The 24,445-nt window shown below is 47.8% G+C and carries 18 protein-coding genes; 4 read left to right on the top strand and 14 right to left on the bottom strand.

The annotated features are described in order from the left end of the window. Positions 1 to 14 precede the first annotated feature (14 nt). From GPL15_RS16240 to GPL15_RS16185, 12 genes are all read right to left on the bottom strand, one after another. Positions 15 to 1,913 carry a TRAP transporter permease gene (locus tag GPL15_RS16240; RefSeq protein WP_215699738.1) on the bottom strand — a complete coding sequence of 633 codons (1,899 nt, stop codon included), beginning with the start codon at positions 1,911 to 1,913 and terminating at the stop codon, positions 15 to 17. 55 nt (positions 1,914 to 1,968) lie between these two features. Further along, complete coding sequence (locus GPL15_RS16235) at positions 1,969 to 3,045, bottom strand: TAXI family TRAP transporter solute-binding subunit (RefSeq protein ID WP_215699737.1); 1,077 nt, start codon at positions 3,043 to 3,045, stop codon at positions 1,969 to 1,971. A gap of 150 nt (positions 3,046 to 3,195) precedes the next feature. Then, positions 3,196 to 3,849 carry a GntR family transcriptional regulator gene (locus GPL15_RS16230; protein ID WP_215699736.1) on the bottom strand — a complete coding sequence of 218 codons (654 nt, stop codon included), beginning with the start codon at positions 3,847 to 3,849 and terminating at the stop codon, positions 3,196 to 3,198. A 463-nt stretch (positions 3,850 to 4,312) separates the two neighbouring features. Next, the gene (locus GPL15_RS16225) at positions 4,313 to 5,125 is read right to left on the bottom strand and encodes a hypothetical protein (RefSeq protein ID WP_215699735.1); all 813 of its coding nucleotides are present in this window, start codon (positions 5,123 to 5,125) and stop codon (positions 4,313 to 4,315) included. A gap of 65 nt (positions 5,126 to 5,190) precedes the next feature. After that, positions 5,191 to 6,333: a glycerate kinase gene (locus GPL15_RS16220; RefSeq protein WP_215699734.1), complete on the bottom strand. Its 1,143-nt coding sequence runs from the start codon at positions 6,331 to 6,333 to the stop codon at positions 5,191 to 5,193. Positions 6,334 to 6,623: 290 nt separating this feature from the next. After that, complete coding sequence (locus tag GPL15_RS16215) at positions 6,624 to 7,523, bottom strand: dihydrodipicolinate synthase family protein (RefSeq protein WP_215699733.1); 900 nt, start codon at positions 7,521 to 7,523, stop codon at positions 6,624 to 6,626. A 240-nt stretch (positions 7,524 to 7,763) separates the two neighbouring features. Then, the gene (gene garR, locus GPL15_RS16210; RefSeq protein ID WP_215699732.1) at positions 7,764 to 8,648 is read right to left on the bottom strand and encodes a 2-hydroxy-3-oxopropionate reductase; all 885 of its coding nucleotides are present in this window, start codon (positions 8,646 to 8,648) and stop codon (positions 7,764 to 7,766) included. 405 nt (positions 8,649 to 9,053) lie between these two features. Beyond that, complete coding sequence (locus GPL15_RS16205; RefSeq protein ID WP_215699731.1) at positions 9,054 to 9,977, bottom strand: MBL fold metallo-hydrolase; 924 nt, start codon at positions 9,975 to 9,977, stop codon at positions 9,054 to 9,056. A 309-nt stretch (positions 9,978 to 10,286) separates the two neighbouring features. After that, positions 10,287 to 11,687, bottom strand: a complete 1,401-nt coding sequence (locus tag GPL15_RS16200) for an ABC transporter substrate-binding protein (RefSeq protein ID WP_215699730.1) — start codon at positions 11,685 to 11,687, stop codon at positions 10,287 to 10,289. Between the two features lie 137 nt (positions 11,688 to 11,824). Next, positions 11,825 to 14,143 (bottom strand): hypothetical protein, encoded by a 2,319-nt coding sequence (locus tag GPL15_RS16195; protein WP_215699729.1) that lies wholly within the window; start codon positions 14,141 to 14,143, stop codon positions 11,825 to 11,827. A 54-nt stretch (positions 14,144 to 14,197) separates the two neighbouring features. Continuing rightward, entirely contained in the window at positions 14,198 to 15,037 is an 840-nt protein-coding gene (locus GPL15_RS16190) for a carbohydrate ABC transporter permease (protein ID WP_215699728.1), read from the bottom strand. Beyond that, positions 15,037 to 15,957: a sugar ABC transporter permease gene (locus GPL15_RS16185; RefSeq protein WP_215699727.1), complete on the bottom strand. Its 921-nt coding sequence runs from the start codon at positions 15,955 to 15,957 to the stop codon at positions 15,037 to 15,039. Before GPL15_RS16185 ends, GPL15_RS16190 begins: the two co-directional genes overlap by 1 nt. Before the next feature lie 361 nt (positions 15,958 to 16,318). Here GPL15_RS16185 and GPL15_RS28065 point away from each other — a divergent pair, with 361 nt between their 5' ends. Both GPL15_RS28065 and GPL15_RS16175 read left to right on the top strand, forming a co-directional pair. After that, complete coding sequence (locus GPL15_RS28065; RefSeq protein WP_215699726.1) at positions 16,319 to 17,059, top strand: response regulator; 741 nt, start codon at positions 16,319 to 16,321, stop codon at positions 17,057 to 17,059. After that, on the top strand, positions 17,056 to 18,921 hold the full coding sequence (locus GPL15_RS16175) for a histidine kinase (RefSeq protein ID WP_215699725.1): 1,866 nt from the start codon (positions 17,056 to 17,058) through the stop codon (positions 18,919 to 18,921). Before GPL15_RS28065 ends, GPL15_RS16175 begins: the two co-directional genes overlap by 4 nt. A gap of 168 nt (positions 18,922 to 19,089) precedes the next feature. Here GPL15_RS16175 and GPL15_RS16170 read toward each other — a convergent pair whose 3' ends face one another. After that, complete coding sequence (locus GPL15_RS16170) at positions 19,090 to 20,973, bottom strand: PrpR N-terminal domain-containing protein (RefSeq protein WP_215699724.1); 1,884 nt, start codon at positions 20,971 to 20,973, stop codon at positions 19,090 to 19,092. 61 nt (positions 20,974 to 21,034) lie between these two features. Next, the gene (locus GPL15_RS16165) at positions 21,035 to 22,657 is read right to left on the bottom strand and encodes an amidohydrolase (protein WP_215699723.1); all 1,623 of its coding nucleotides are present in this window, start codon (positions 22,655 to 22,657) and stop codon (positions 21,035 to 21,037) included. A gap of 189 nt (positions 22,658 to 22,846) precedes the next feature. Between GPL15_RS16165 and GPL15_RS16160 the strand changes: the two genes are divergently transcribed. Both GPL15_RS16160 and GPL15_RS16155 read left to right on the top strand, forming a co-directional pair. Continuing rightward, on the top strand, positions 22,847 to 23,242 hold the full coding sequence (locus GPL15_RS16160; protein WP_215699722.1) for a cytidine deaminase: 396 nt from the start codon (positions 22,847 to 22,849) through the stop codon (positions 23,240 to 23,242). A gap of 212 nt (positions 23,243 to 23,454) precedes the next feature. Beyond that, positions 23,455 to 24,342: a type II CAAX endopeptidase family protein gene (locus GPL15_RS16155; RefSeq protein WP_215699721.1), complete on the top strand. Its 888-nt coding sequence runs from the start codon at positions 23,455 to 23,457 to the stop codon at positions 24,340 to 24,342. Positions 24,343 to 24,445 lie beyond the last annotated feature (103 nt).

The following is a 24,445-nucleotide window of genomic DNA, read 5'->3' as shown; positions in this document are numbered from 1 at the left end:
CTGTCCTATATATTTTACAGCATCTGGGTTGTCACGGATGCCTTCGCCTTTTTCTCTTTTCCAATCTGCACGGAATATACAAAGCCAATGCATATGATACCGATTGCGTCGGTCATTGTACCCGGAACCATCATGAAAATACTTCCGGCCAGCACGACAATCGTCTGAAACCAGTTTAAATTACCCTTAAAGTATCTCTGAACCGCTGTGGCCAGCCCGTAAGAACCGATCAGCGCCGTAGCGATGGCCAGAATAATCTCAACCATCGTCCCCTGCCCGATCAGCGCCGGGTTAATGCAGAACATAAACGGCATCAAAAATCCTGCCAGGCTGAGCCTCCAAGCCACCAGACCCGTCTTCATGGAATCCGCCTTTGCGATTCCCGCCGCCGTATAGGCCGCCACCGCAACCGGAGGAGTTACATTTGCCATAATTCCGAAATAGAATACGAAGAAATGAGCCGCGATCTTCATAACCCCCAGTTCCTCCAGCGCCGGAACGATCAGGGTTGCTAAAAGCACATAGGCCGCCGATGTGGGCATTCCCATTCCCAGAATCACCGATGTGAGCATAGTTAAGAAGAGGAGCAGGAATACATGGCCACCGGACAAGGCGATCAGCAGTGAAGAAAGCTTGTAGCCGATTCCCGTCAGCATCAGAATTCCTACGATGATGCCCGCAGTACCTGTGGTCAGGGCCACGCTCACCATGCCCTTGGAAGAACCTGCGATCAGCTTCACCACATCCCAGAATTTCCTTCTCTTTCCCGGATACAACAGCATGATCAGCACCAGGAAAATGATGGAGAAAAATGCCGATTTCTGCGCAGAATAGCGGACGCCTACCAAAAGGAACACCAGCAGCACCAGCGGGAGCAGAAGGAACCAGCCGTTTTTCAGTTCCTCTTTGAAATTAGGAAGTTCTTCCTTAGACTGTCCCCGCAGGTTATTCTTTAACGCCTCCAAATCAATCATCATAAACAATGCTATGTAAAACAAAATCGCCGGTATGATTGCCGCCACCAGCACCTGCTGGTAAGAACCGATGTAATCGGCCATGATGAAAGCCGCTGCTCCCATAACCGGGGGCATAAGCTGTCCGCCGCTGGAAGCCGCCGTCTCCACAGCTCCGGCAAACTCCGGTTTAAAACCGCTTTTTTTCATCAGCGGAATGGTAAATGATCCCGTGCCCACCACATTTGCCACCGCGCTGCCGGAGATAGTTCCGAACAAACTGCTGGCTACAACAGCCACTTTAGCCGGGCCGCCTCTGAAACCGCCTAAAAGGGACTGGGTCAGGCGGATGAACACATCCCCCGCTCCCGACGCTTCCAGCACCCCGGCAAAAATTACGAATACGGAAACGTAGATGGACGAAACTCCCAGCGGCGTTCCGAAAATACCGTTGGTGCCTTTAAACAGCAGTTCCGTAATACGGCTCCAGTTATACCCCCTGTGGGCAATTCCCTGAGGAAGTTTCGGTCCTAAAAGGGCGTACAGAATACAGAGTATCGCGATAATCGGCATGGCCGCCCCCACCACTCTCCAGGTGAAATACAAAAGCATGAGGATCAAAAGAGTTCCCAGCACCATGTCGATGTTCGACATGGTACCGCTCTGTTTCCACATATCATTGGCAATGGAATAGGAATAGATTCCAATTGCCGCCAGGATTCCGATGAAAATAACCTGGTAAATCATCTTTCCCGTATTGCTTTTACATTTAAACAGGTCATAGCACAGGGGAACCAGCATCATGCTCATCACAAGATGGATAATCCTGTGCTGATAAGAAGGCAATGCCCCGAAAAATGATGTATAAATATGAAATAATGCTAACGTGAGTCCGATAACAAGGATCGCCGCTTTTTGGATTTTCACCTTGATATCTTCTTTTCCGGCTTCATTTCCCATAATCTTTTCTCCTTTTACTTTCTCAGTTCCGGGCTGTCAAAGACTTGCCGCGGCTCTATTTTATAGCGCCCACTTCTTTCAAATATTTAACTGCTCCGGGATGCATATCTAAAAGACCGTCCAGACCTCTTGTGGCATTTTCCACGGACCATTCATTACACTGGGGATATGCCGCTACCAGCACATCGTTGTTTTCAAATAACGCTTTTGCCATCTGATAAACTTCTTCTTCCGGAACGTCCTTATTGGCTACCATCACGCTCACGCTGCCGAATGTATTTTCCACCGGTTTATCCTGTCCGCTATATACATTTGCCTCAATTTTGGCGGGAATGTAGTAAGGGCATTCTGCCATGATCTTGTCAAACTGCTCCTGATCCAGATCCAAAAGGGTCAGTTCTTTGGATGCCGCCGCAGTGGCTACCGGTGAGGCTGGAAGGGTGCTCATGATACAAACCGCATCCACATTGCCGTCGGTCAGCGCTTCTGCCCCGTCTCCATGGGCCAGGTATTCCGGCGTCCAGTCCTTATTGATCTCATATCCGTATGCGTCCATAACCGTCTTCATCGCGTCTCCGGCCACACTGCCTGCCGGTCCCACGGCGATCTTCTTGCCTTTCAGATCCGCATAGCTCTTAATATCTCCGTCTTTTAAGGTGTAAACCTGCAGGGTTGTCAGATGGCCGCCCATAACTCCTAAAATCTCTTCTTTTGCCACCTGTTTTCCTTCAAAACTTCCTTTTCCGTCCAAAGCCAGGGCCAGCACGTCGGATGCCGTCATGGCTAATTCCACATTTCCATTGGCTGCCAGCAGGATATTTTCGGAAGATCCTCCTGTAATTTCAATGTTGGCCGAGATTCCCGGCACATTCTTATTGATGATGTCGGACATGGCGGTTCCTATGATGGAGAAGGCGCCGCCTGAACTGGAAGTGGCAATGGATATGTACTTTGTTCCGCCGGATTCTTCCTTCTTTGTCTCACCGGATGACGCCCCGCTGGATGCCTCTTTGCCGGATGCCGCCTGGCTGGCGGATGAAGCCCCGCCGGAATTTCCGCATCCTGCTGCCATCGCTGCCGTCAAACATGCTGCCGCCATAAAACTTGCCATTCTTTTTACACTTTTCCTCATTTTGTTTCCCTCCGCTTTTTAATAATTGGTTGTTTTATATAGTTTCTTTGTTAAATAAAGCTTTTTATTTATAACTATTATTTATGTTATTTATTTAATAACTGTTATAACACTAGTAAGCATTTTTTATTGCCGTTTCGGAACTTGGCATTATTTCTGTTCCTCTGCGGCAATAATTGTGACTAAAGAATCATTGACATGCTGTCTCATGGCCCGTTCCGCTGTGTCCGGATCCCCTTTGGCGATCTCGTCCACCAGATAGCGGTGCCAGTATCTTGGATACGCGGTTTTCGGCGCATTGGTCCCGATGGCCTTGCATAAAACCCAGAATAAATTGATCTTTCTCAAGGTATCCACCAGCAAATGGTTATTGGTGAAATCGGTCAGCTTGGTGTGAAACAGCACATGGGAATTGCGGCTGTCAATGGCCGTGTCCTCTTTATAAGGGACCGTGTCCAGCTCCGTGGCGATCTCCATCAGCACAACCTTCTGTTCCGGCGTCATGGACTGGGACAAAATCCGTGCCGACTGGCATTCAATGGCCTCCCTCAACTGATAGCTCTGTTTAATCTTCTCCAATGTAGGGATGGTGACGAAAGATCCCCACTGTGGCTTGGATTCTACCAGACGGTCTTCTTCAAGGCGCTTCAGCGCTTCAATAACCGGTATGACGCTGACGCCGGTGGCTTCCGCCATCTTGCGCCTGGACAACTTCATCCCCGGCGGAAATTCCCCGTCTAAAATCTTCTGAGAGATAATGCGGTAAGCCACGTCTGATGCGGTCTGGAAATTTTCTTCTGCCATCTTCATCTCTCCTTTTTTCTTGATCTGGTTACATTGTATAACTGTTATAACACTTTGTCAATCACATATTGGGTCGGATTCACTTTTTGAGCGGTTTTCACATTTTTTCAGGTGGTTTCTTATACATATTTAACAATACCTGGCTTTTGAAACACGCTCTAACCCTCAAGCCGCTCATATAACAAACGAAAGATTGCCTTTAAGCCTTCTCAATAAATGTCATCGGCCCCATCATTTATATCCTCTTCCAGCCTCTGAATTGTCCTGGACAAAACGATGAGTTCAAAAGGCGGAAGGCAGCTTCCCTTTGGGCGGCGCGGCCGGCTGTCTGGATTCGCCGGAGGGAGGCCGTGGCAGTTACCAAAAGGGGCAGACCATTCCAACGAATGTCCGCCCCTTTTCACAGTGCCATGCCGCCTGCTGCCTCATTCCACTCTTCCGCATGCGGCCTAAGCGCTCGCCATTATTCTCCCTTTTTCGCCCTTTTCTTTTTACCGGCAAACCACAGGCAGACACCTGCCGCCCCGCCGATCAGAGCGCCGATCAAGACTTCCCTGCCAATTTTCTCCCAGTCCAGGCGGAGTCCCTCCATTTTTACCGGATCCAAATGGCCGAATTCCACTGTGTTCATAATGGACGCCGCCAGCAGCTTCTGTTCTTCCGTCAAAGGTTCCTCCGTCAGGGAATTAAAATTAAACGCAATATAATTGCCGTTTACGACCGTATAATACTGCCGTCCCTGAAGAATTCTGCCTCCCACCGACATCCTGCTGTCCCCCACCATATAGGCTGCCTGTTCCTTATGGACAATCTCCTGGTAGTCAATGGAAATCTCTTCCACCTGCTCCACCAGTTCTCTCTGTTCTCCCTCTGCGGAATCCAGAATCTCCATCATGTCCGATGAGCTCAGATCCTCCATGATACTTTGAATTTCTTCATCGGTATACTGGGTTAAATGGGTAATTCCGCCCTTCTGATTATGTACTACTGTACATTCCATAGAGAAGTCCAGCGCGTCAATGTATATCCCTCCGGTTTCCCACTGCTCAAGCATGGTGCTTCCATCCAGGCCATAAGTGCTGAATATAGGATCGTCCTCAGCCATCCCGCTGTTAAAGCAGACCCAGTCCTCCGGAAATGTTATGGATAAATCCAGCTCTTCCACCTCCACAGTCTGCCCCCGTTCCAATTCTTCCGACATTCCATACACAGCTCCGCACATACCGGCAGAAAAAACCAGGCCGAGCAGCGCCGCTCTCCATCTTTTCCCCTTCATACTTCCTCCGTCCTGCCAGAGTGTATTTGAAGATAGCAATTTTCAAACCCGCTCTGAGAATCAGCTTAATCCTTTATACTCATACCTACCTTCAGCATGCGGAACATCCTGTCTGCCGCTCCTGAATACAATTCTTCCGCCCGTTTTAACGCTTCTTCAATATCCATCGCCCCGTTGATCGTAGGAATAATGCTGTCCACCCCGTGTTCAAAGATCTTCTCAGCTCCGTCGCCCATGCCGCCGACCAACGCCACAGCCGGAACCCCTTTGGCCTTACAGCGCATTCCCACGCCGCTTGGAACCTTGCCGAATGCGGACTGCCAGTCAATGCGGCCTTCCCCCGTAACAACCACATCCACACCATTTAGCAGATTATCAAAATCGATCAGATCCAGCACCGTTTCAATTCCTGATTTCAATGTGGCATGTAAAAATACGCAGAGAGCCGCGCCTAATCCACCGGCCGCGCCTGCGCCGGGAATCTTATCCACATCCATGCCCAGCTTGTCCTCAATCACCTTGGCATACTGTTTCATATATCCTTCCATCTGATCCAGGATTTCAGGCGTGCCGCCTTTTTGTTTTCCAAATGTATAAGTCGCTCCGTCCGGGCCTGTCAGCGGATTGTTAACATCGCACATAACAGTAAATGTGGATTCGGCCACAGCCGGATGGATGCCGCTGATATCGATATCCGCCACCTTTCCAAGATCCGCCCCGATTCCTGAAAGTTCATTGCCTTTTTCATCCAGAAAACGCACGCCCAGCGCCCTCATAGCGCCCATTCCGCCGTCGTTGGTAGCGCTGCCGCCGATCGCGATGGACAGCTTGCGGTAGCCTTTATCGAGTGCGTCTTTGATCAGTTCGCCGGTTCCATATGTAGTGGTATTCAGAGGATTTCTCTTTTCTGTTGGAACCATGGGAAGCCCGGATGCCGCCGCCATCTCAATAATAGCGGAATCCCCGTTAAATACGCCGTAAGAAGCCTTTGCATCCTCCCATAACGGCCCTTTCACATCCACAGTAACCATGCTGCCCTTTGTAACAGAGATAACCGCGTCAACGGTTCCCTCTCCGCCGTCTGCAATGGGAACGCCAAATGTTTCACAGCCAGGAAACACCTTTTCTGCGGACTGCGTCAGCAGATCAATAATTTTTTCTGAAGACAGCGTACCCTTAAATGAATCTGATGCAAATAAAAATTTCATACCTTGAGCCCTCCGATTTTCTTATGTCTTGCATAAATGTAACATATCAGACGGTATAATTTCACGTCGTTTAAACTGTTACATATAAATTATATTCCAGCCCGCTGATTTGTTCAACACGTAAATGAACTGCTGTACCTCACGATCTGGTTTTGACGATATTATAGCCTACATCCCTCCCCAATTCCAGGAAAGTCATAAATTTCACATTCTTTTTTTTAAAACAATAGACCGGCAACTGCAAAATCATGGTCACCGGTCTGTTATGTATTTCAATTTAATTTTATAAATCAGATCAATCCTGCGTTCTTCATGGCTGTTTTGATATTCTCAAGCACAGGTCCTTCCGGAGTTGCCAGATTCGGTCTGTAAGGAACTCCGATATTTCTCCCCCTCAAATTAGCCATATCTTTTGCGGCAACAGGGAAGCTTGCCGGATCCATGGAAAGTCTTACAGGATTCAGTTTAAACTGAGCTTCCAGAGATCCCTCCAGATCGCCTGCAACATATTTGTTATATACATCTGTGATCAGTTCAGGCATGAAGTTGGCAGCCGTACACACGCCGCCTACTGCGCCATGGCACATAGAAGCATATAACAGGGTATCTTTACCGCCAAATACTTTGAATCCCACGTCTCTTGTCCTGCGGATAAACTCAGAGGTCTGTGTAATATCCCCGCTGGTGTCTTTCATTCCAACGATGTTAGGAACTTCGTGTGCCAGACGTTCAACTAAATTACCTGATAAGGTGTAGTTAACTCTACCGGGATTGTTGTATAACAGCATAGGAGTTTCCGGAACCGCTTCAGCAATCGTTTTAAAATGCTCATACAGTTCTTTCTCCGTTGGTTTCAAGAACATCGGCTGCAGTACGGAAATACCGGCTGCACCGTTGGCAACAGCCATTTTAGCCAGACGGCAGCATTTTTTCGTGCTGATCGCGCCGATTCCAAAATAAACAGGAACTCTTCCTGCTGCCTGGTCTACCATGATTTTCAACCCGCGTTCCATCTCATCGTCTTCAATCACGTAAAACTCGCCATTGCTTCCAAATGCCAGAATTCCAAGAACTCCGCCCTCAATTACATAGTCTACCTGTTCTCTTAACTTCACTTCATCGATCATTTCGTTCTCATCAATTGGAGTAAGAATGGGAACGACAACACCCTTTATGAAATCTGTATTCATATCTTCCTCTCATTCCGCCGCGTAAGCGGCATTTAAATATGGAGAGGAGTTTGGGCGGATGCTCAAACTCTTAGGGGGAAAGAACGGTTTTTTCTTTCCCCTTTTCCTCTCATTCCGCCGCGTAAGCGGCATTTAAATATGGAGAGGAGTTTGGGCGGATGCTCAAACTCTTGGGGGAAAGAGCGGTTTTCTCTTTCCCCTTTTCCTCTCATTCCGCCGCGTAAGCGGCATTTAAATCAATTATGACTCAACGGTTGTATTAGCGATTTTCTCGTAATATTTAACGATGCTGGAATGATCTTCTTTCTCGTAGCCGTCAGCCTTTAATCCCTGCATAATTTCCATTAACTGTCCTGTTAACGGCACTGGGGAGCTGATTGCATGAGCTGCATTTAATGCGTTGTTAAGGTCTTTGATATGAAGTTCGATACGGAATCCAGGTTTGAAGTTTCTGCTCAGCATCATAGGAGCCTTTGCATCCATAACTGTGGAACCAGCTAAACCGCCTCTGATTGCCTGATATACTAATTCAGGATCTGTGCCTGCTTTTTTAGCAAATGTCAAAGCTTCAGATACAGCAGCGATATTAACAGCAACTACGATCTGGTTTGCTAACTTAGCAACGTTTCCTGAACCTAATTCGCCAACATATACTACGGAGCCAGCCATAACCATTAATAAATCATAGTATTTATCAAATAATTCTTTCTTTCCGCCTACCATTACAGATAAGGTTCCGTCGATTGCCTTTGGCTCTCCGCCGGATACAGGAGCGTCCATCATCTCGATGCCTTTTTTAGCTAATTCAGCGCCGATTGCTTTGCTTTCGGTTGGGTCGATAGAGCTCATATCGATAACAACTGTGCCAGGTTTTGCGCCGTCAGCCACACCGTTCTCACCTAAAACGGCTGCTCTTACGTGTGGGGAGTTTGGAACCATTGTGATAACTACGTCACACTGTTCTGCTACTGATTTACCATTCTCTGCTGCGGCTGCGCCACATGCAACAACATCTGCAACTGCATCTTTATTGAAATCACAAACTACTAATTCGTATCCTGCTTTGATTAAATTCTTGCTCATAGGTTTTCCCATGATTCCTAAACCGATAAATCCAACTTTCATCTTAATACCTCTTCCTTTCAATCGTTCGAATAACTGGTTGTTTGGTTTCTATCATGAGGCCCGGAACTGATCGTTTATCAGCCCCAAGCTCCATCTCATGACCTGATTATAGGTTGGACGGCCCGGAAATACAATCGGCGTTTTCGCCAAACTCACATTGTTTTTCTATGCAAAACGGATAATATTTCATTTTCTGAAACATTATCCGTTTCTACAGTTTTCATATTCGTTTCATTCCGAAATTTTCTTTTTCATTTACAACCGTATGCCCTTATTACTCCAATAAAAAACAAGAAATCCACTCATCGTTTTTCCCTGTCAGAAAAAACATTCCACAATTTCTTTCCGCAATCCGGCATTTGCTTCATGCATTTTCCCGGAAGCGCCTATTCCCGTCAATTTATATCATAACATCCGGGAAACAACCTGATGCCCAAATTTTCTTTCTCCGGCGGGTTCCCTTCCGCAGCTTTCCTTCTGCTGCTTAGCCAGATACCCTCTCTCCCCCAACTGCATAATCCGGTACTTTTTCCCCGGATACATTTCCTGCATATAGCGGGCAAAGATCAGGGGATCTTCCAAATTTCCCATAACCATATCATAATGCATGGGCACCGTCAGATCCGCTCCGATCTTCCATACAAAATAAGCCCCGTCCCGGCAGTCCATATTTCCTATAATCCCGCGTTCATGGCGTTCCGTATCCACTCCGTTAATCGGAATACAGGCCAAATCAAGGGGAGAAAACCGTTTCAAATCCTCAATCAGCTGTCCAGTAACCATGGTATCCCCGGCATGGTACACGCTGATTCCATCTAAATTCAGCACATATCCCAGGCTCTTCTGGTTCCCATGTTCATCTGTTTCATAAGTTTCGTGAGCTGCTGCCACCGGATAGAGAACCGCGCCATTTCCCAGCACAATTTCCTCCCCCGCTTTCGCTCCCACCACAGCTTCCTGGACGATCCCCCCGTCAGTCAACGTCCTCACCGCCGGAGCCGGAACAATAAAACGCAAAGATGGATTTGCCTGATGAAGCGGCAAAAGCGTCTCCAAATTAATGTGATCCGCATGATCATGGGAACAGATCACATAATCCGGCCCTTTCCACTCGCTTCCTCCAAACGGAGCCTCATAATTCCTGCGGCTCGTGCCGTCCGGACGGCGAAGATCATTCAATACCGGATCAAAACAAAGAGTGAGCCCAGCCCCCTTCACCACCATTCCCATCTGGCCGATATACCAGTATGCTGCCATGTGTTCCGGCACCTGGGTCATTTCAAATTCCTTTAACAGCTCCGCACCTTTTTTATACCATACATACTTCATAGTCCAATCCTGCCTCCTTTTACCTCAACCACGATTAACCTCAGGCGTGTTACCTCAGACGTGTTACCTCAGGCGTGAAGGCATTTTCAAAAATGCCTTCACGCTTTACTGTTAACCCCCACGTCACTCACATAAAAATGTCCCACCGCCATTATACCATATCCCTCCCAGCCCAGCCATCCCCCAGCCGGGAAGAAGCCGCTACTTTGCGGCCTGCCCTGGGTTTGGTGCAGACGGCCAGACCCAGGGCAGGCCGCAAAGCGGCGGCTTCTTCCCGGCGTTACTTCTGATAAAATTTAAAAAGCCAGTTTATTTCAGCGTAGATAAAATATCCTCAATCAAAACCATCGCCTGATCCACAGCCTGATCCACCTTGGACGCATCATAAGAAACTGTTTCCACCGCATCCTGCAGCACAGCGGTGATCTCCGCGTTGGTAGAAGCCGTGTTCTCATATAATCCCGCATTTTCCTGGGCAAACTGTGTAGCGATGATGATCTTCTCATCCAGTATGCCTTCACTCATGCATACATCCTGCACTGCCTTATAAGGAGGAACTCCGCGGCTGTCGCCCAGCACTTTGCCCGCTTCTTCATCGGTTAACAGGAAGTTGAGGAAATCGGCTGCTTCCGCCGGATGTTCGCTGGTCTTAACTACCGCATACAACTGAGATGGTTTTACCACAATGGAGGTGTCCACCGCATCGGCTCTTACCGGGAGCGTTGTCGTTACATAAGTATCCTGGGAATCGGAAATGGCTCCGGCCATCAGGGAAGTCCAGGACAATTCAGATGTCAGGTTGCCGTTAATCCAGTCCGGGTTGGTCCAAACCGCATTCAGGAAGGTATTTCCTTCCGATGCAGGAAGAACCACTCCTTCTGTGTATAATTTTGAAATGTACTCCAGCGCTTCTTTCAGGTCTTCCTTTGCAAAGCCTAATTCATAGCTGTCATCGATCAGGAATTTTCCTGTTTTCTGTATGATATAAGGACGCATCACAAATTCCACAAGATCCACTTTATCCGCATTCAAGAAATACATGTCCGCGTTTTTCTCATGAACAGTTTTGCCAATGGTGATCACATCGTCCCAGGTCCATTTGGTGTCCATATCACAGGGAATTCCCATTTCATCCAGTTTTGTCTTGTTCATCAGATAGGTTCTGGCGTTTAAGCCGCTGGGAAGGGTGATTAAAGTCCCGTTATACGTACAATAATCATTAATTAAGTTTTTATCAAATCCTTCGATATCAAAACCGTACTGGCCAAGATCCACGAAAAAGTCTCCATTAGCCACAAAATCGCCCATCCACGGCGGATTTAACTGTACAATATCCGCACAGGTGCCGCTTCCTAACTCCGTAGCCACCTTTTCACGCTCGGATTTTCCTCTGTATTCAGGCTCAATGGTGATATTGGGATGTTTCTCCTGATACATTTCGATCACTTTTAATGTTCTCTCATGTCTGTCGTCATTTCCCCACCAGGAAAAACGCAGGGTAATTGGTTCTCCGGCCGCCTCAGCAGACGCCGCTTCCGACGATGCCGAGCCGCCATCTGCCGCTTTTTCCGTCTGTGCCTCTGTGGCCGCTGTTGTCGCTGCCGTGGCCGGCGCTTCCGTCTCTTTCGGCGAACCGGAACATCCGGTTAACCCTGATACTGCCATGACCCCCGCGATGGACAGAGCCGCCAACTGTTTCATTTTCCTCATAAATGCCTCCTTCTGCCGCGTCAAACGGCAACTTTCTTCTCCTGTAACCAATTCAGGTTATTTCTGATAAAGCCATTATAACAAGTTTTAAATTTCCACAATATGACTTCAAACCACAAAAAGGTATCACTTCTTACTTAGTTTTTAATAAAACCCAGGTCAAATGCATAACGGTAATAATGCAGAAGCGGAAGCAGGGTCTGAGCGCACCGCTTTGGCCCGGCGGGGCAGTTGTAAACCACCGTGTACTCATTCTCTTTATATTTTGAGAAATCATAAATCGGCGGCTGGTTTTCCACCGTGATCCAGGAAAACATGCCAAGCCCCTTTTCGATATATCCGGTATTTCCAGTCAGTTCATAGGCGATAGCCAGGCTTTCTAAAACCATGCCGTTGAGATTCAGGAAACGGACAGAGGGGTGCTGTTTGCAGAAAAACATGTCCGCCCGTTTGATATAGCAGTGGCGGATGATATCCCCGATCACCATGACGATGGTGGTTCTCACCTTCTCAGTGGGGCAGATTTCATAAAACTGGTACATCCCCACAATTCCCACGTGCATCATGAACGGAACCCGGTCCAGATAATTATCCGGGTACGGCGTGGTCCAGGTCCCCTGTTCCTCCGCCCATTTTATGTAAACATCCACGATGGGACGGCAGGCATCCAGCCATCTTTCCTCATACGTTTCTTTATAAAGGGCCACAAATGTCCGCATGGCCCAGCCGATTTCCCTGGGCTCCACCGTAGCCGTCGTATGGTAAATGGGCAGCTCCATCAGTCCCAAAAGCCCTTCTCCGATGGATTTGGCCGCTTCCAGGCCATTTGGATTGCCTGTCATGTGATAATAGTCCAGGAACCCTTCCACCCATTGGTGGCTGGGCACCGGCTGGCCGCTGATGTGATCCACGCTGTGTGTATACAGAAGCCCCTGCTTGTTGGGCTGGTTGCTGTAATGGCAGAGATCCACATCGTACCAGTGCTCCACCGCTGCCTTCATATAATCGAAATACCTCCGGTCACCGGTTCTCGCCAGCATGATCATAAAATTATGAGGCATATCATATTCGTTATTGATCCAGATCAGTTCCCCTTTGGAACGCCCCTGTTTAATGTACTCCCATTCCGGCCCGTCCCCGAAATTCAGCATTCCAAGCCCTTTTGCCCTGGAATCCACATACCGGTAGAGAAAACGCTCCGTCGCAAAATGATAATGATCCGACACGTACTGCCCGAACACCCGCGAATCCATATAGCAGGAAGAATCCGGCACCGGCACAGCCGGCATTTCAAACTGGTGAGCCCTGTCCACCAGCATTCTGTCATCTAATTCTACCTCATGGAAATAGAGATAACATCTGGAAGTTCTTGCCACCCCCTGAGGCACTTTCAGCGGATGCCCGGTATCCGGCAGCAGATTGATCTCAATCCCCTCTCCCGACGTTTCCAGCGCCTTGGGGAAATTCTGGTAGGCCTGGTAAATTCCTGCGGCAAGGGCGTATGTTTCATTGTTCCAATCCGCCGTAAATATGCTGAACAGCACCTCCGGGAACATCTCATTGGCGGTATTCACCACGGTATCGGCTGTGATCACTTCCGACAGGATTTCCTTCTCCGTGGCCTTTTCCGAATGGAAGTTAAAACTGGACGTGTAAATGCCGTGTTTCACTCCATTTTTCTCCCCTGACGGATGGATGGACAGACGGATGGATCGGATTTCCTCATAAGGATAGTCCTTGTCATATTTAAGCCCGGCCTGTTCATTGTTAAGCTCCATCTGTTTGCGCATCGATGCATGGGGATCGTCTTCACAGTTGATGAACTGGTAATCCAGATTCATCCAGGGTTTTCCCGCCCATAAAGTCAGGATCAGGGAAAAGTCAAACCATCTGCGGTCCGCTCCCCGGTGTTTCCCTCTGGCCCGTACCATAGCCCTCACGGGGCCGCTCTCTATGATCTCCCACCCCTTGTGATCCAGTTCAATCACATATTCCCGGCCCTCTTTGTCCGTCAGAACAGGGCCTGTGATCTCATCTTTTCCGTAAATATGGTCTGCCGTAACAATCCTCTCAAACATACAGCAGCTTTCCGCCGCAGCCAGTTCCACACGGACAGCCCCGTTATCCAGAACCGTGTGCTCCCCTTCCTGCAAAATCCTCACCGTATTTTCCTGTACCGCCTCGATTCCGCCTTTTGATGATTCCAGGTAAAAGTCTGTTTCCTTATTTTCCGGAAGATCAGCCAGAAAATGGATCAGGAGCCATTTCACCGAACCGTCCCCCCAGTAAGCCGTGGCCTTAAACTGGGCCTGGCATTGCTTCATTCCGTCATTTACTGTCAGAAACCGGATTTCTTCCGGCTTCAGTTCTCCTTGTCCAAAGGGCACCGCAGTGGTTGCCGGTTCACGGTCTTTGCGGTATCTGGATACAATTTCAAAATGGATCGTTTTTTTCATTTCTATTCCTCTTTTCTGCCGCCTGCGCGGGATTTTAGTAACGGTGCAGATGATTTAGCCTTTTAATCCCGTGGTACTGATTCCTTCTACAAAATACTTCTGCGCAAAGAAAAATAATACAATCAGCGGTAATATGCTGATTAACGACATGGACATCACCTTGTCCCACTGTACCTGCGACGCGGTGTCAAGGGACGCGCGAAGCCCCAGGGATACCGGGAATTTCTTTACCGAACTGATATAGATCAGGGTATTGAAAAAGTCATTCCATGTCCACATAAACTGAAACAGCCCTGCCGAAAATAAAGCCGGTTTAATCAAAGGCAGCAGAATTCTAAAATACAGCCGCAGGGAAGAACACCCGTCTATATAGGCTGCCTCATCCAGTTCTCTTGGAACACCCCTTAAAAACTGAATGATCATAAAGATAAAGAACGGAAAACAGGCAAATGCCGCCGGCAGATAAAACGGCCAGTATGTATTTAAAAGCCCCAGCTTATTAAAGATCAAATATCTCGGTATGATAATCACTGAGTTAGGAAGCATCAGTGTGGAAATCATCAGCGCAAAACATAATTTTTTAAAAGGAAAACGAAATCTGGCAAATCCATAGGCCACAAAGGAACAGGAAAATACGGTGAGGGCCACGGTTGGCGCCACCATGAGAAACGTATTTTTAAAATACGTGGCAAACGTGATATTTCCCACGCCGTTCCAGCCTTTGATAAACGCGTCAAACGAATAAGAAGAAGGCAGCAGTTTGGTGGAGCCCAGGATTTCAGCATTCGTCTTAAAACAGGCAAAAATCATCCATATAAAAGGAAACGTAATAACTACCCCAATTGCAACCAACAAAAGATAGGCCGGTACATTATATTTTTTTTCCAGTTTCATCAGAAGTCACCTCCATCTTCATAATAAACCCATGCATCCGATGATTTAAAGATGAACATGGTGAACACCAGTACAATGGCAAACAGCACCCAGGAAATCGCGGACGCGTATCCCATTTTAAAGTTGCTGAAGCCTTCCGTATATAATTTCATGCCGATCAGATATGTGGATTTTAACGGTCCTCCGTTGGTGATGACGAACGCGGAGGTAAAATTCTGAAGGGCATTGATGGACTGCATGATCAGGTTAAAGAATATAATCGGTGTGATCATGGGCAGGGTGATATAGAAAAACCGTTTGCCCCGTCCCGCGCCGTCGATGCTGGCCGCTTCGTGCAGATCCATGGGAATCTGTTTCAGCGCCGCCAAAAACAGCACCATGGAAGAACCGAACTGCCACACCTGCAAAAGACAGATGGTGAACATGGCCGTGCCCCCCTGCCCCAGCCAGTTTACGGCCGGAAGGCCGATCAAAGCCAGCAGCTTATTCAAAATGCCGTCGGACATGAACATCAGCCGCCATAACGCGGATACCGCCACGCTGCCGCCCAGAATGGACGGGATATAATAGACGGTTCTGAAAAAGTTAATCCCCTTCAGCTTCATATTCAGCACAATGGCGATCAGCAATGCGAACAAAAGTTTTGCCGGAACGGATATGGCCGCATACTCCAGGGTCACCAATATGGACTTTTTAAAATCAGGGTCAATGGTAAACAGCCTGATATAATTGTTGAGCCCGATGAACTTAGGCGCCCCCAATACATTGTACTGGGTAAATGAATAATAAAGAGAGGATAAAAATGGATAGAGCTGCAGACATAAAAAACCGATAATCCAGGGCGAAATATAAAAAAGCCCCCTGAAATCCTTTAGTTTCCACTGTTTTTTCGGCCTCGACGCCGTGTTTTTGTTTTTCATACGATTCCTCCTTGCCGGAGCGTTTTTTGCGCAGATATTGCGCTGCGAAGGCACGCGCTGAGAATTTCAGATTCTCAGCTGCGATTCAAATTTGTGGCTCCGGCACAAATTTGGGTGTGAAAAACGAGCCATCAGGCTTATTTGCAACAGTTCAGACAGGTCTGAACTATTACGCTTATTTTTCACACGATTCCTCCATGATTTTCCAGTTGCTTTACATTTATTGTCGAATCTCATATAATCATGATATAATTAAATGCATTTTATGAAAAGAACTGCCAGCGGTGAAAAGGTATCATTATCAATCATTTTGCAGCAGGTCTGAACTGTTACATCATTTAACACAACAGGGGGAAGTCAGGTGTATAACTTAATCATTGTCGACGACGAAAAGAATATCAGGGAAGGGCTGGCCTATTGTTATCCATGGGAAGAATTGGGCTTTCAGGTGGCCGCCGTCCTGCCGGATGGAAAAAGCGCCCTCGACTATATCAAGCGATGCTGCGCAGACGCCGTGCTGAGCGATATCCGGATGCCTAAGATGGACGGGCTGACCTTGGCTGAACAGCTCTATAAAGACTACCCGCAGATCAATATTGTGCTGCTGAGCGGATATGCGGAATTCGAATACGCCCGTACCGCAATCAAATTCGGGGTCAAAGAATATATTTTAAAACCGGTAAAATATGAGGATATCATAAAGGTCTTTACGGATATCAAAGAAAACCTGGATCTGTTAAAAGGGATTAAAAAGATCGACGAGCCCTTTGCGGGATATTACGACCAGATTGTGGATCAGGTCACTGAGTATTTGAAGGAGCACTATAGGGACGCTTCTTTGGAAGAGGCATCCATAAAAGTGAGTTTAAGCCCTAACTACCTTTCCAAAATATTTAAGCGGAAAAAAGGGATCAATTTTTCAGAATATCTTCTGGATGTGAAGATGGAAAAAGCGGCGGAACTGCTGCGGGATGTCACCAGGAAGACATATGAAGTGGCGGCAGAGGTGGGGTACGACAACCCTAAGAATTTCTCCCGCGCCTTTAAACAGTACTGCGGAAAAACTCCCCGGGAATTCCGTGAACAGGATGAACGCCTATGAAACGCCAGTATTTTGCATCCAAATTCAGAATGTTTATCAGCCTTACCCTGGTTCCCATCTGCATTTTCGCCTTTCTCTCCATTTTTTACATCAACATGCAGGTAAAAAAAGAAGCCCGGGAAAAAACCAGATCCACCACGGAACTGATGGCCCAATACATGGAGGAACTGACCGGCACATTGGAATTTTATAAGGTGTCCGTAAACTCCGATTCCCGTCTTCATCTGGCGTTAATCAGCGCTCTGGGAACCAGTTCTGCCGGTACGGGCGATCTGGAAAAGCTGGCCCAGTCCATGCAGAGCCTGTATTACGCCCAGAGCACGAAGCCCTACCTGCAGTCCGTTTTCCTCACCATCAAAGGAAGCCCTTATTTTATAAACGGCATCTACCGGGAAACGTTTCAGGGGGCCGCAGACAGCTCCTGGGCCGACGAAGCGCCAGATACTGGCGGTGCGCCTGATATTGGCGGTGCGCCTGATGCTGGCGGTGCGCCTGATGCTGGCGGTGCGCCTGATGCTGGCGGAACGCCAGAAGCTGGCGGTGCGCCCCAAGCAGGCGGTGCTGCCGCCATCAAAGTGCGCAATGTCAAGAAAAATAAATTCGACACCCATACAATCCCCGTAGTCACCGTGTACCAGCAGCTCAAATACAATGAACTGATGGCAGTTAACATCCGCCAGGATTATTTTAATAAATTATTGGATTCCATCGCTTCTTATAATGGCCAGGGGCTTTTCATCACCGATTCCAACGGGCAGGTGCTTTTCACCAATAAAAACGATGAACTGCTGCCCAAGGCGGCCGCATTCTTTGAAAATAACACGCCCGCAGACTCCATCGTGGACGGATACTTTTATAATTCGGGAGTTTTCCCCGGCGTGTATGAATTGAGGTATCAGTCCCTCATCCCCCAGAAAGAGGTCTTTAAGCTGAGCAATACCATCTTAAAGCTGACGCTGGCCGCCGGACTGCTCAGCATCCTTTTGTCCTCTGTCCTGGCGTATTTTTATACCATGCGGGATTATAAACAGATTTTCCAGATCATAGAATTGTTTGAACATGCGGAAAAAGGGGAATTTGAGCCCCTCACTCCCGTGAAAATGAAAAACCACGCGTATTTGAATATCATCAATAACATCATCAACCTGTTCATGTCGCAGACCTATTTGAAAGTCCAGCTGGACGCGAAGAAATATGCCCTTTCCACAGCGCAGCTTTCCGCCCTCCAGTACCAGCTCAACCCTCATTTCCTGTTCAATACCCTTCAGAGCATTGACCTGGAAGTGCTGAAAATCGGCCGACGGCCCACTCCGGCCAACCACATGATCTCGGCCCTGTCCCAGCTCCTGCGCTACGCGTTGGATGAACCCATGAAAAAGGTTACCGTCCGGGAAGAGATCGATGCGACGAAAAATTACATAGATCTCCAGTCCTGCCGTCTGGGAGAACAGTTCCAAGTCATCTGGGAATACGGGCCGGAAGTTCTGGCCATGCCCATGCTGCGCCTGCTGCTCCAGCCCATCATCGAAAACTCCATCTCCCACTCCGGCCTCTCATCGCCGGAAGAACTGAAGATCAAAATCAAGATAAAAAAGAAACCCCAGTCCCTGGCTTTTTACATCATAGACAATGGCCTGGGAATGCCGCCTGAAACCCTGAACGAACTCCGCGTCCGCATTACAGACGACCAGGTAGAAAGCTCCGGCCGCCACATCGGCTTAAAAAATATCAGCCAGCGAATCCGCCTGGCCTATCCCAGCGGTTATATGAAACTCTGGAGCAAAGAAGGGTTGGGCACAATCGTTGAAATCGGCGGAATCTCCGGGAATCCTGCTGAAATAAATAGACAAATAGATGAATAAGTAACTCGGTATACGGATTTCTTTTACAGCTTAATTATCACCTTTTCTGGCTTTCCGAGCCAAAATAGGAACCGCTAAAATCAGCGCCCACCCATCGGCAAATGGGATGGGCACTTTTCTCTGGGATGGGCGCTTCTCTCTGAGATGTACTCTCACCCTCCAAGCGCATCATCCCTCCGTAATCTCATACTGCTTCATCCGCCTCCAAAGCGTAGTCTTGCTGATCCCCAGCTCCGCGGCCGCCTTCATCCGGTCGCCGCCACACTTTTTCAGCGCTCTTACAATCCTCTGCGCTTCTCTGGATTCGGAAACCGACGCGAAAATCTGATCTCCATCCATCACTTCCTCTTCCTCTGTCTCAGGATAGAGTTCCCTGAGAAGCCTGTTAACAGCGATTTCGTCAATGGATCTTCTGGACGATGTCAGGATCAAACGCTCACAAAATGATTCAATCTGCAGCAGATTCCCCTTCCAGCCATATTCCATCAAAATCCTCCAAGCGCCGTTTGTCAGCACATGATATCTGGAATACCGTTCACAGCCCTCCTTAATGCAGTCCGTTATCTTCTGCTTTAAATCCTCTTCCCGGTTCCTGATGGGAGGAACGGACACCACCAGCCCATTTAAAAGATAATACAGATCTTTTCGGAACTTCCCCTGGTTCACCACCGGTTCCAGCGGGGCGCCGGAAGACACCATCACCCGGACATCCGTGTGGGACGTCTGCAGGCCGTCCCTGCTGTTTCTGCGTTTATAGCGGATCAACTGATACAGCCGGTACTGGTTCTCAAGGGTCATCTGATCCACATCTTCGATAAAAAGCGTCCCCCCATTTACCTGGGCTGCCGCCCCTTTATCGGCAAAAATCAAGTCCGTCTGGTCTTCCCCCGCCATTCCGCAGCAGGAAACATCCATAAACGGCCCGTCGTTCCTCAAACTGGAATTGTGGATGCTTTGGGCGATCAAACGGATTTCACTTCCGGGCTCGCCCATGATCATAACCGGCTTCTCTGAAAGGGCGTAAAGTTTGGCCGTATGTACGCATTCCTGCATGGCCTTTGATTCCTGAAGTATATCCTGGAATTTTCCCAGGGCAATCTGTCCGCCAAAACGGCGTTTCTTTTTAGATTCCACCTCCACAGACTGGCGCCGCCTCATCTTATGGCAGGTGAGAATAGCTCCGTCCACCCGGTTTTCAATCAAAACAGGGGCCAGAACACCGAATAAGGACGTCCGGTTGGCGTCAATAAAAGAAGAATACTCCTCCCCTTCACTGAGAGCCTGGTATACCGCGTCCACATCCAGATCCACGATCACGTCCGTGATCCGCTTCCCCGTCAGCTCCTCTTCCCGGCTGCCCAGAATATCCTCCATCAGAGGGTTGACCGCTGTAATCAGCCCCTCAGCGTCCAGTTTTATCACTCCGCTGTAGGAATAATCCAGCAGCGTCTCCATTTGGGCCGCATTTTTCTTCTCCACCCCCATGGCGTAATCCATGCTTTCAGCCATGGCAAATGCAGTCTTCAGCGAATCTTCCGTGGTGGACAAAAACAGCGACGGCACATGGGCTTTGGTGGCCACCTCCACAGTCGTGTCCCCTCCGATGATCAGATCCGCCTTCTCCTCAACTGCCCTTTGGGACGCGTCCCGCAGGCCGGAACTGTTGTCCGAATAATACGTCCTGAGTTCAATATCATACAGGGTGTCAAAATACGACATATCGCAGAACATGTTCTTAAAGCCCACAACCGCGATCACCGGTTTGGGCTTTTTCACAATCTGTTTCGCTTTTACCACCAAAAGGGCCATTTCCTGAGCCGTAAGCGCAATTTCAACCACGGGAATGTCCGTATATTGTTTAATCAGCGAGGCCTGCAGGCCCCGGGCAATGATGATGGAAGCCCCGTTGGCAATGGATTGTCTGGCCTCCACAATGGTATCCCGGGTCTGCACCACCCTTATTTCACTGATCTCATATTTTTTCTCCTGAAGGATATTATGCGCCTGATACAGCATTTCTTCCCTGGAAACCAGAAGCGCTATCTTTCCCATCCTAAACTCAGCTCCCGTCCTTTTATAATATTTTGATTATACGTTAGCCAAATGCCCAGGGTCAAGCATTTCCGTCATGGCCAGGGGCTGTAAAAATTGTCTTACCTTCTTTTATCACCTCTTTAACAGCGATATCCTTAATCCGCTCAGGCGCCGTTTTCTCCGGATTTTGATCCAGCACCACAAAATCGGCACATTTTCCCGGAGTAATGCTGCCCTTTTTATCCTCTTCAAATATCTGGTAAGCCCCGTGAATGGTGACCGCCTGAAGGGCTTCATAAACGCTGATTCTCTGGTCTTCTCCTAAAATCCTGCCTTTATAAGTTTTCCTGTTCACCGCATTGTGGATGGAAAACAGGACATTGGGCGGCACCACAGGAGAATCCTGGTGAAGCGTGAATGAAATGTCCTGTTCCAGAGCCGATTTAAGGGGGCTGATCCGTTCCGCCCTTTCCGGCCCCAGAACCGATTCATAATGATAATCCCCCCAATAATATACATGATCCAAAAAGAAACTGGCGATCATGCCGATCTCTTTCATCCGTTTCAACTGATCTTCCCGAACCGTTTGACAGTGAATGATTACCGGCCTCAAATTCTCTCTGCACCCTGTTTCCTCAAGAGTTCTCGTATAGCAGCGGATCATCTGCTCAATCGCTTCATCCCCGTTGGCATGGACATTGATCTGCCAATGATTTTCCACTGCCTTCTTCATCAGCCCCATCACGTCTTCTTCCGTCTGCACCGGAAATCCCCGGTAATTTTTCCCTTCCCCTTCCGGCGCTTCATAATAAGGTTTTGAAAGCCAGGCCGTCTTCCCCTGAGGCGAACCGTCCAAAAACAGCTTCATACCCGCAAACCTCAGCCGGTTATGATAACCATTCAGAGCCGGATACTGATGGGGCAGAAGTTCCTCAGCGGCTTCCGGCGAAAAGTAGATGACCACATCATTGCATAGCAGCCCCTGTTCGGCGGCGGCTTTTAAAAGCCTGTACTCCGACATTCTGGCTTTTCCGTCATGTACTGTGGTAATCCCATAGGACGCATAGAGGCGGGAGGCATTTTCCACTGAACGGATCACCTCTTCCGGGGATGGGCCTTCCATCTTATCCGATCCCAAAAATGCCTGTTCCTTTAAAAGCCCGCTCTTTTCCACAACGCCGCCCTGAGGAACCGCAAAATGATCCCCCACATATCCCATCAGCTCCATCCCTTTTGTATTCACAACACAGAGATGGCCGGACACGTGAAGAATCACAACCGGATGTTCCCGGCTGATCTGGTCCAAATCCTCTTTCGTCGGGTGCTTCCCGTCGGGAAATACGCTGTTGTCATACCCCATCCCCATCAGCCACTGCCCTGGAGCCAGCTTTCTGGAAGCCAAAAATTCCTTCATCTTCCTGATCACGTCCTCTACCGAACTGCAGTCCCCTGTAGGCGGCGGATTCAAATCCGCCATCAGAAGCTGATAAGCCACCGCGGAAATGTGGGAGTGCCCATCGATAAATCCAGGCAGCACCGTGTGTCCTTCCATATCTTTCTTCTTGGCGTCCGGCGCCAGGGCGCAGATTTCCTCAAACTTCCCCACAGCCTTAATCATGCCCTCTGAAACCAACACTGCCTCCGCCTCCCGGCAGCCCGGATCCATGGTCAAAAACGTTCCATTGTATAAAATCTGCTCCATTTCGTTCCCTCCTAGTTATATTTACATATTCATGCGTTACTACAATTTTACACCAAATGAACTGTTTTTACACGGCTGTTTGACATTTTCATGCGCCCATATTAGAATGATAAAACCAGTTGTATATTCGCTTCCCTCCGGTGGATGGGACGCGGATCAACCAATCAAAATTTGAAAGGGCGGATAAAAATGTACCCATTAACAGATAAAGATCATGAGTTAATAACAGAAGCGCAAAAAGCAATCCATTTAAACTATGATAAAGAAAACTACAATCATACGGTAGGAGCAGCAATCCGGTGTAAAAACGGCAACATATACGTTGGGGTAAATGTTTATTCTTTGCATGGGGCATGTGCAGAACAGGTAGCAATTGGAACTGCTATTACCCATGGAGAAAGGGATTTTGAAACAATTGTTGCGGTTCGCGGAAAAGATGGAGAAGAAATTATACCTCCATGCGGAAACTGCCGTCAAATACTGCACGATTACATGCCGGAATGTGAAGTAATCCTTTCAGTAAATGGAGAGAACAAAAAGATTGGAGCCAAGGAGCTATTGCCTTTTTCTTATAAGACAGAGTGATAGAAGAGGTTGAAAAAACCCTTAGGGCTTTTGTTCTGTTCTTTGTTTTAGCAGCGCAATGCCACGGCAAAAATCCAGCTTGTCAATGGTTTTAGGGTTCCCCATTTATTGACCGTCTGGATAGGTGGAACGAAAAAAGTATGTGTTATTTCTAGTTTGTTGGTATAATAAAATATGATTTACGATTTTATTATTTATAGGGGGGTAATTTCATGCGAAATTCATTAGTAGATTTAGAACATGACAGACGGGGACTAAAGACAATTTTTCATGTATTGATGGGTATTGTAATTTGGTTTGCAGGCAATATATTGGCATCCCTTCCTGTGGATTTGTTTTTTTCTATCGTAAAGATGGAACCTTCAATCTTAGCAGTAGTTGCGATTCGGGCGTTATTAACAATTATCGTTTTGATATCGCTCACTATTTTTTACATACTTAAAATACTCAAATTGCCATTGCATGATTTTCGTATACGCAAGCCAAAAAATATTATTACGTGGTTTTTATGTGCTGTTGTCCTTCCCGTTGCAGTATCCAGCTTTTTTATTCTATTTACGCCTGGCATATTTCATGTGTCTGAATTGAACAATGAACAAATAATAGAAATCATATGGAATGCAATTTTTAGGACATGCCTTGTGGCAGGAATTACAGAAGAACTTATCTTCCGAGGTCTGATCATGCATATACTTGAACTGCGCTGGGGAAAAGCCATTGCGGTTTTGGCGCCGTCAGTGTTGTTCGGACTATTACATATTTTTAATATGAAAGCCCCTAATGCAATCGATATTCTCATACTGGTGATTGCGGGTACTGCTGTTGGAATCATGTTCTCTTTGATTACAATACAAAGTTCTTCCATATGGTCAAGTGCCGTTGTACACGGAATATGGAACCTTGTAATAATCGGCGGCATATTAGAAATTAGTGTTAACCCCCGATCAGCAATATTTACTTATGCATTGAAATCAAAATCTTACTTATTAACCGGCGGTGCTTTTGGAATTGAATCCTCTTTGCCAGCCATCATTGGTTATAGCGTTGTTATTCTCATTATTTTTACCCTCAACAAAAATAATCCACCCACCAATTCATAATAATGCTTTTAATTCCCTTTAGCCTGAGACTCCCAGCAGGAAAGCGGGGCGAGGCGGCGGATGGAGGACCGTTCCAAACCCCCGGTCCTCCATCCGCCGCCTC

Origin of the sequence: Clostridium sp. MCC353 (assembly GCF_018785315.1) — a bacterium.
In the GTDB taxonomy this organism is placed as follows: domain Bacteria; phylum Bacillota; class Clostridia; order Lachnospirales; family Lachnospiraceae; genus CHH4-2.
Note: the sequence above shows the minus strand (reverse complement) of the source record. Positions and strands in the feature narration are given on the sequence as shown.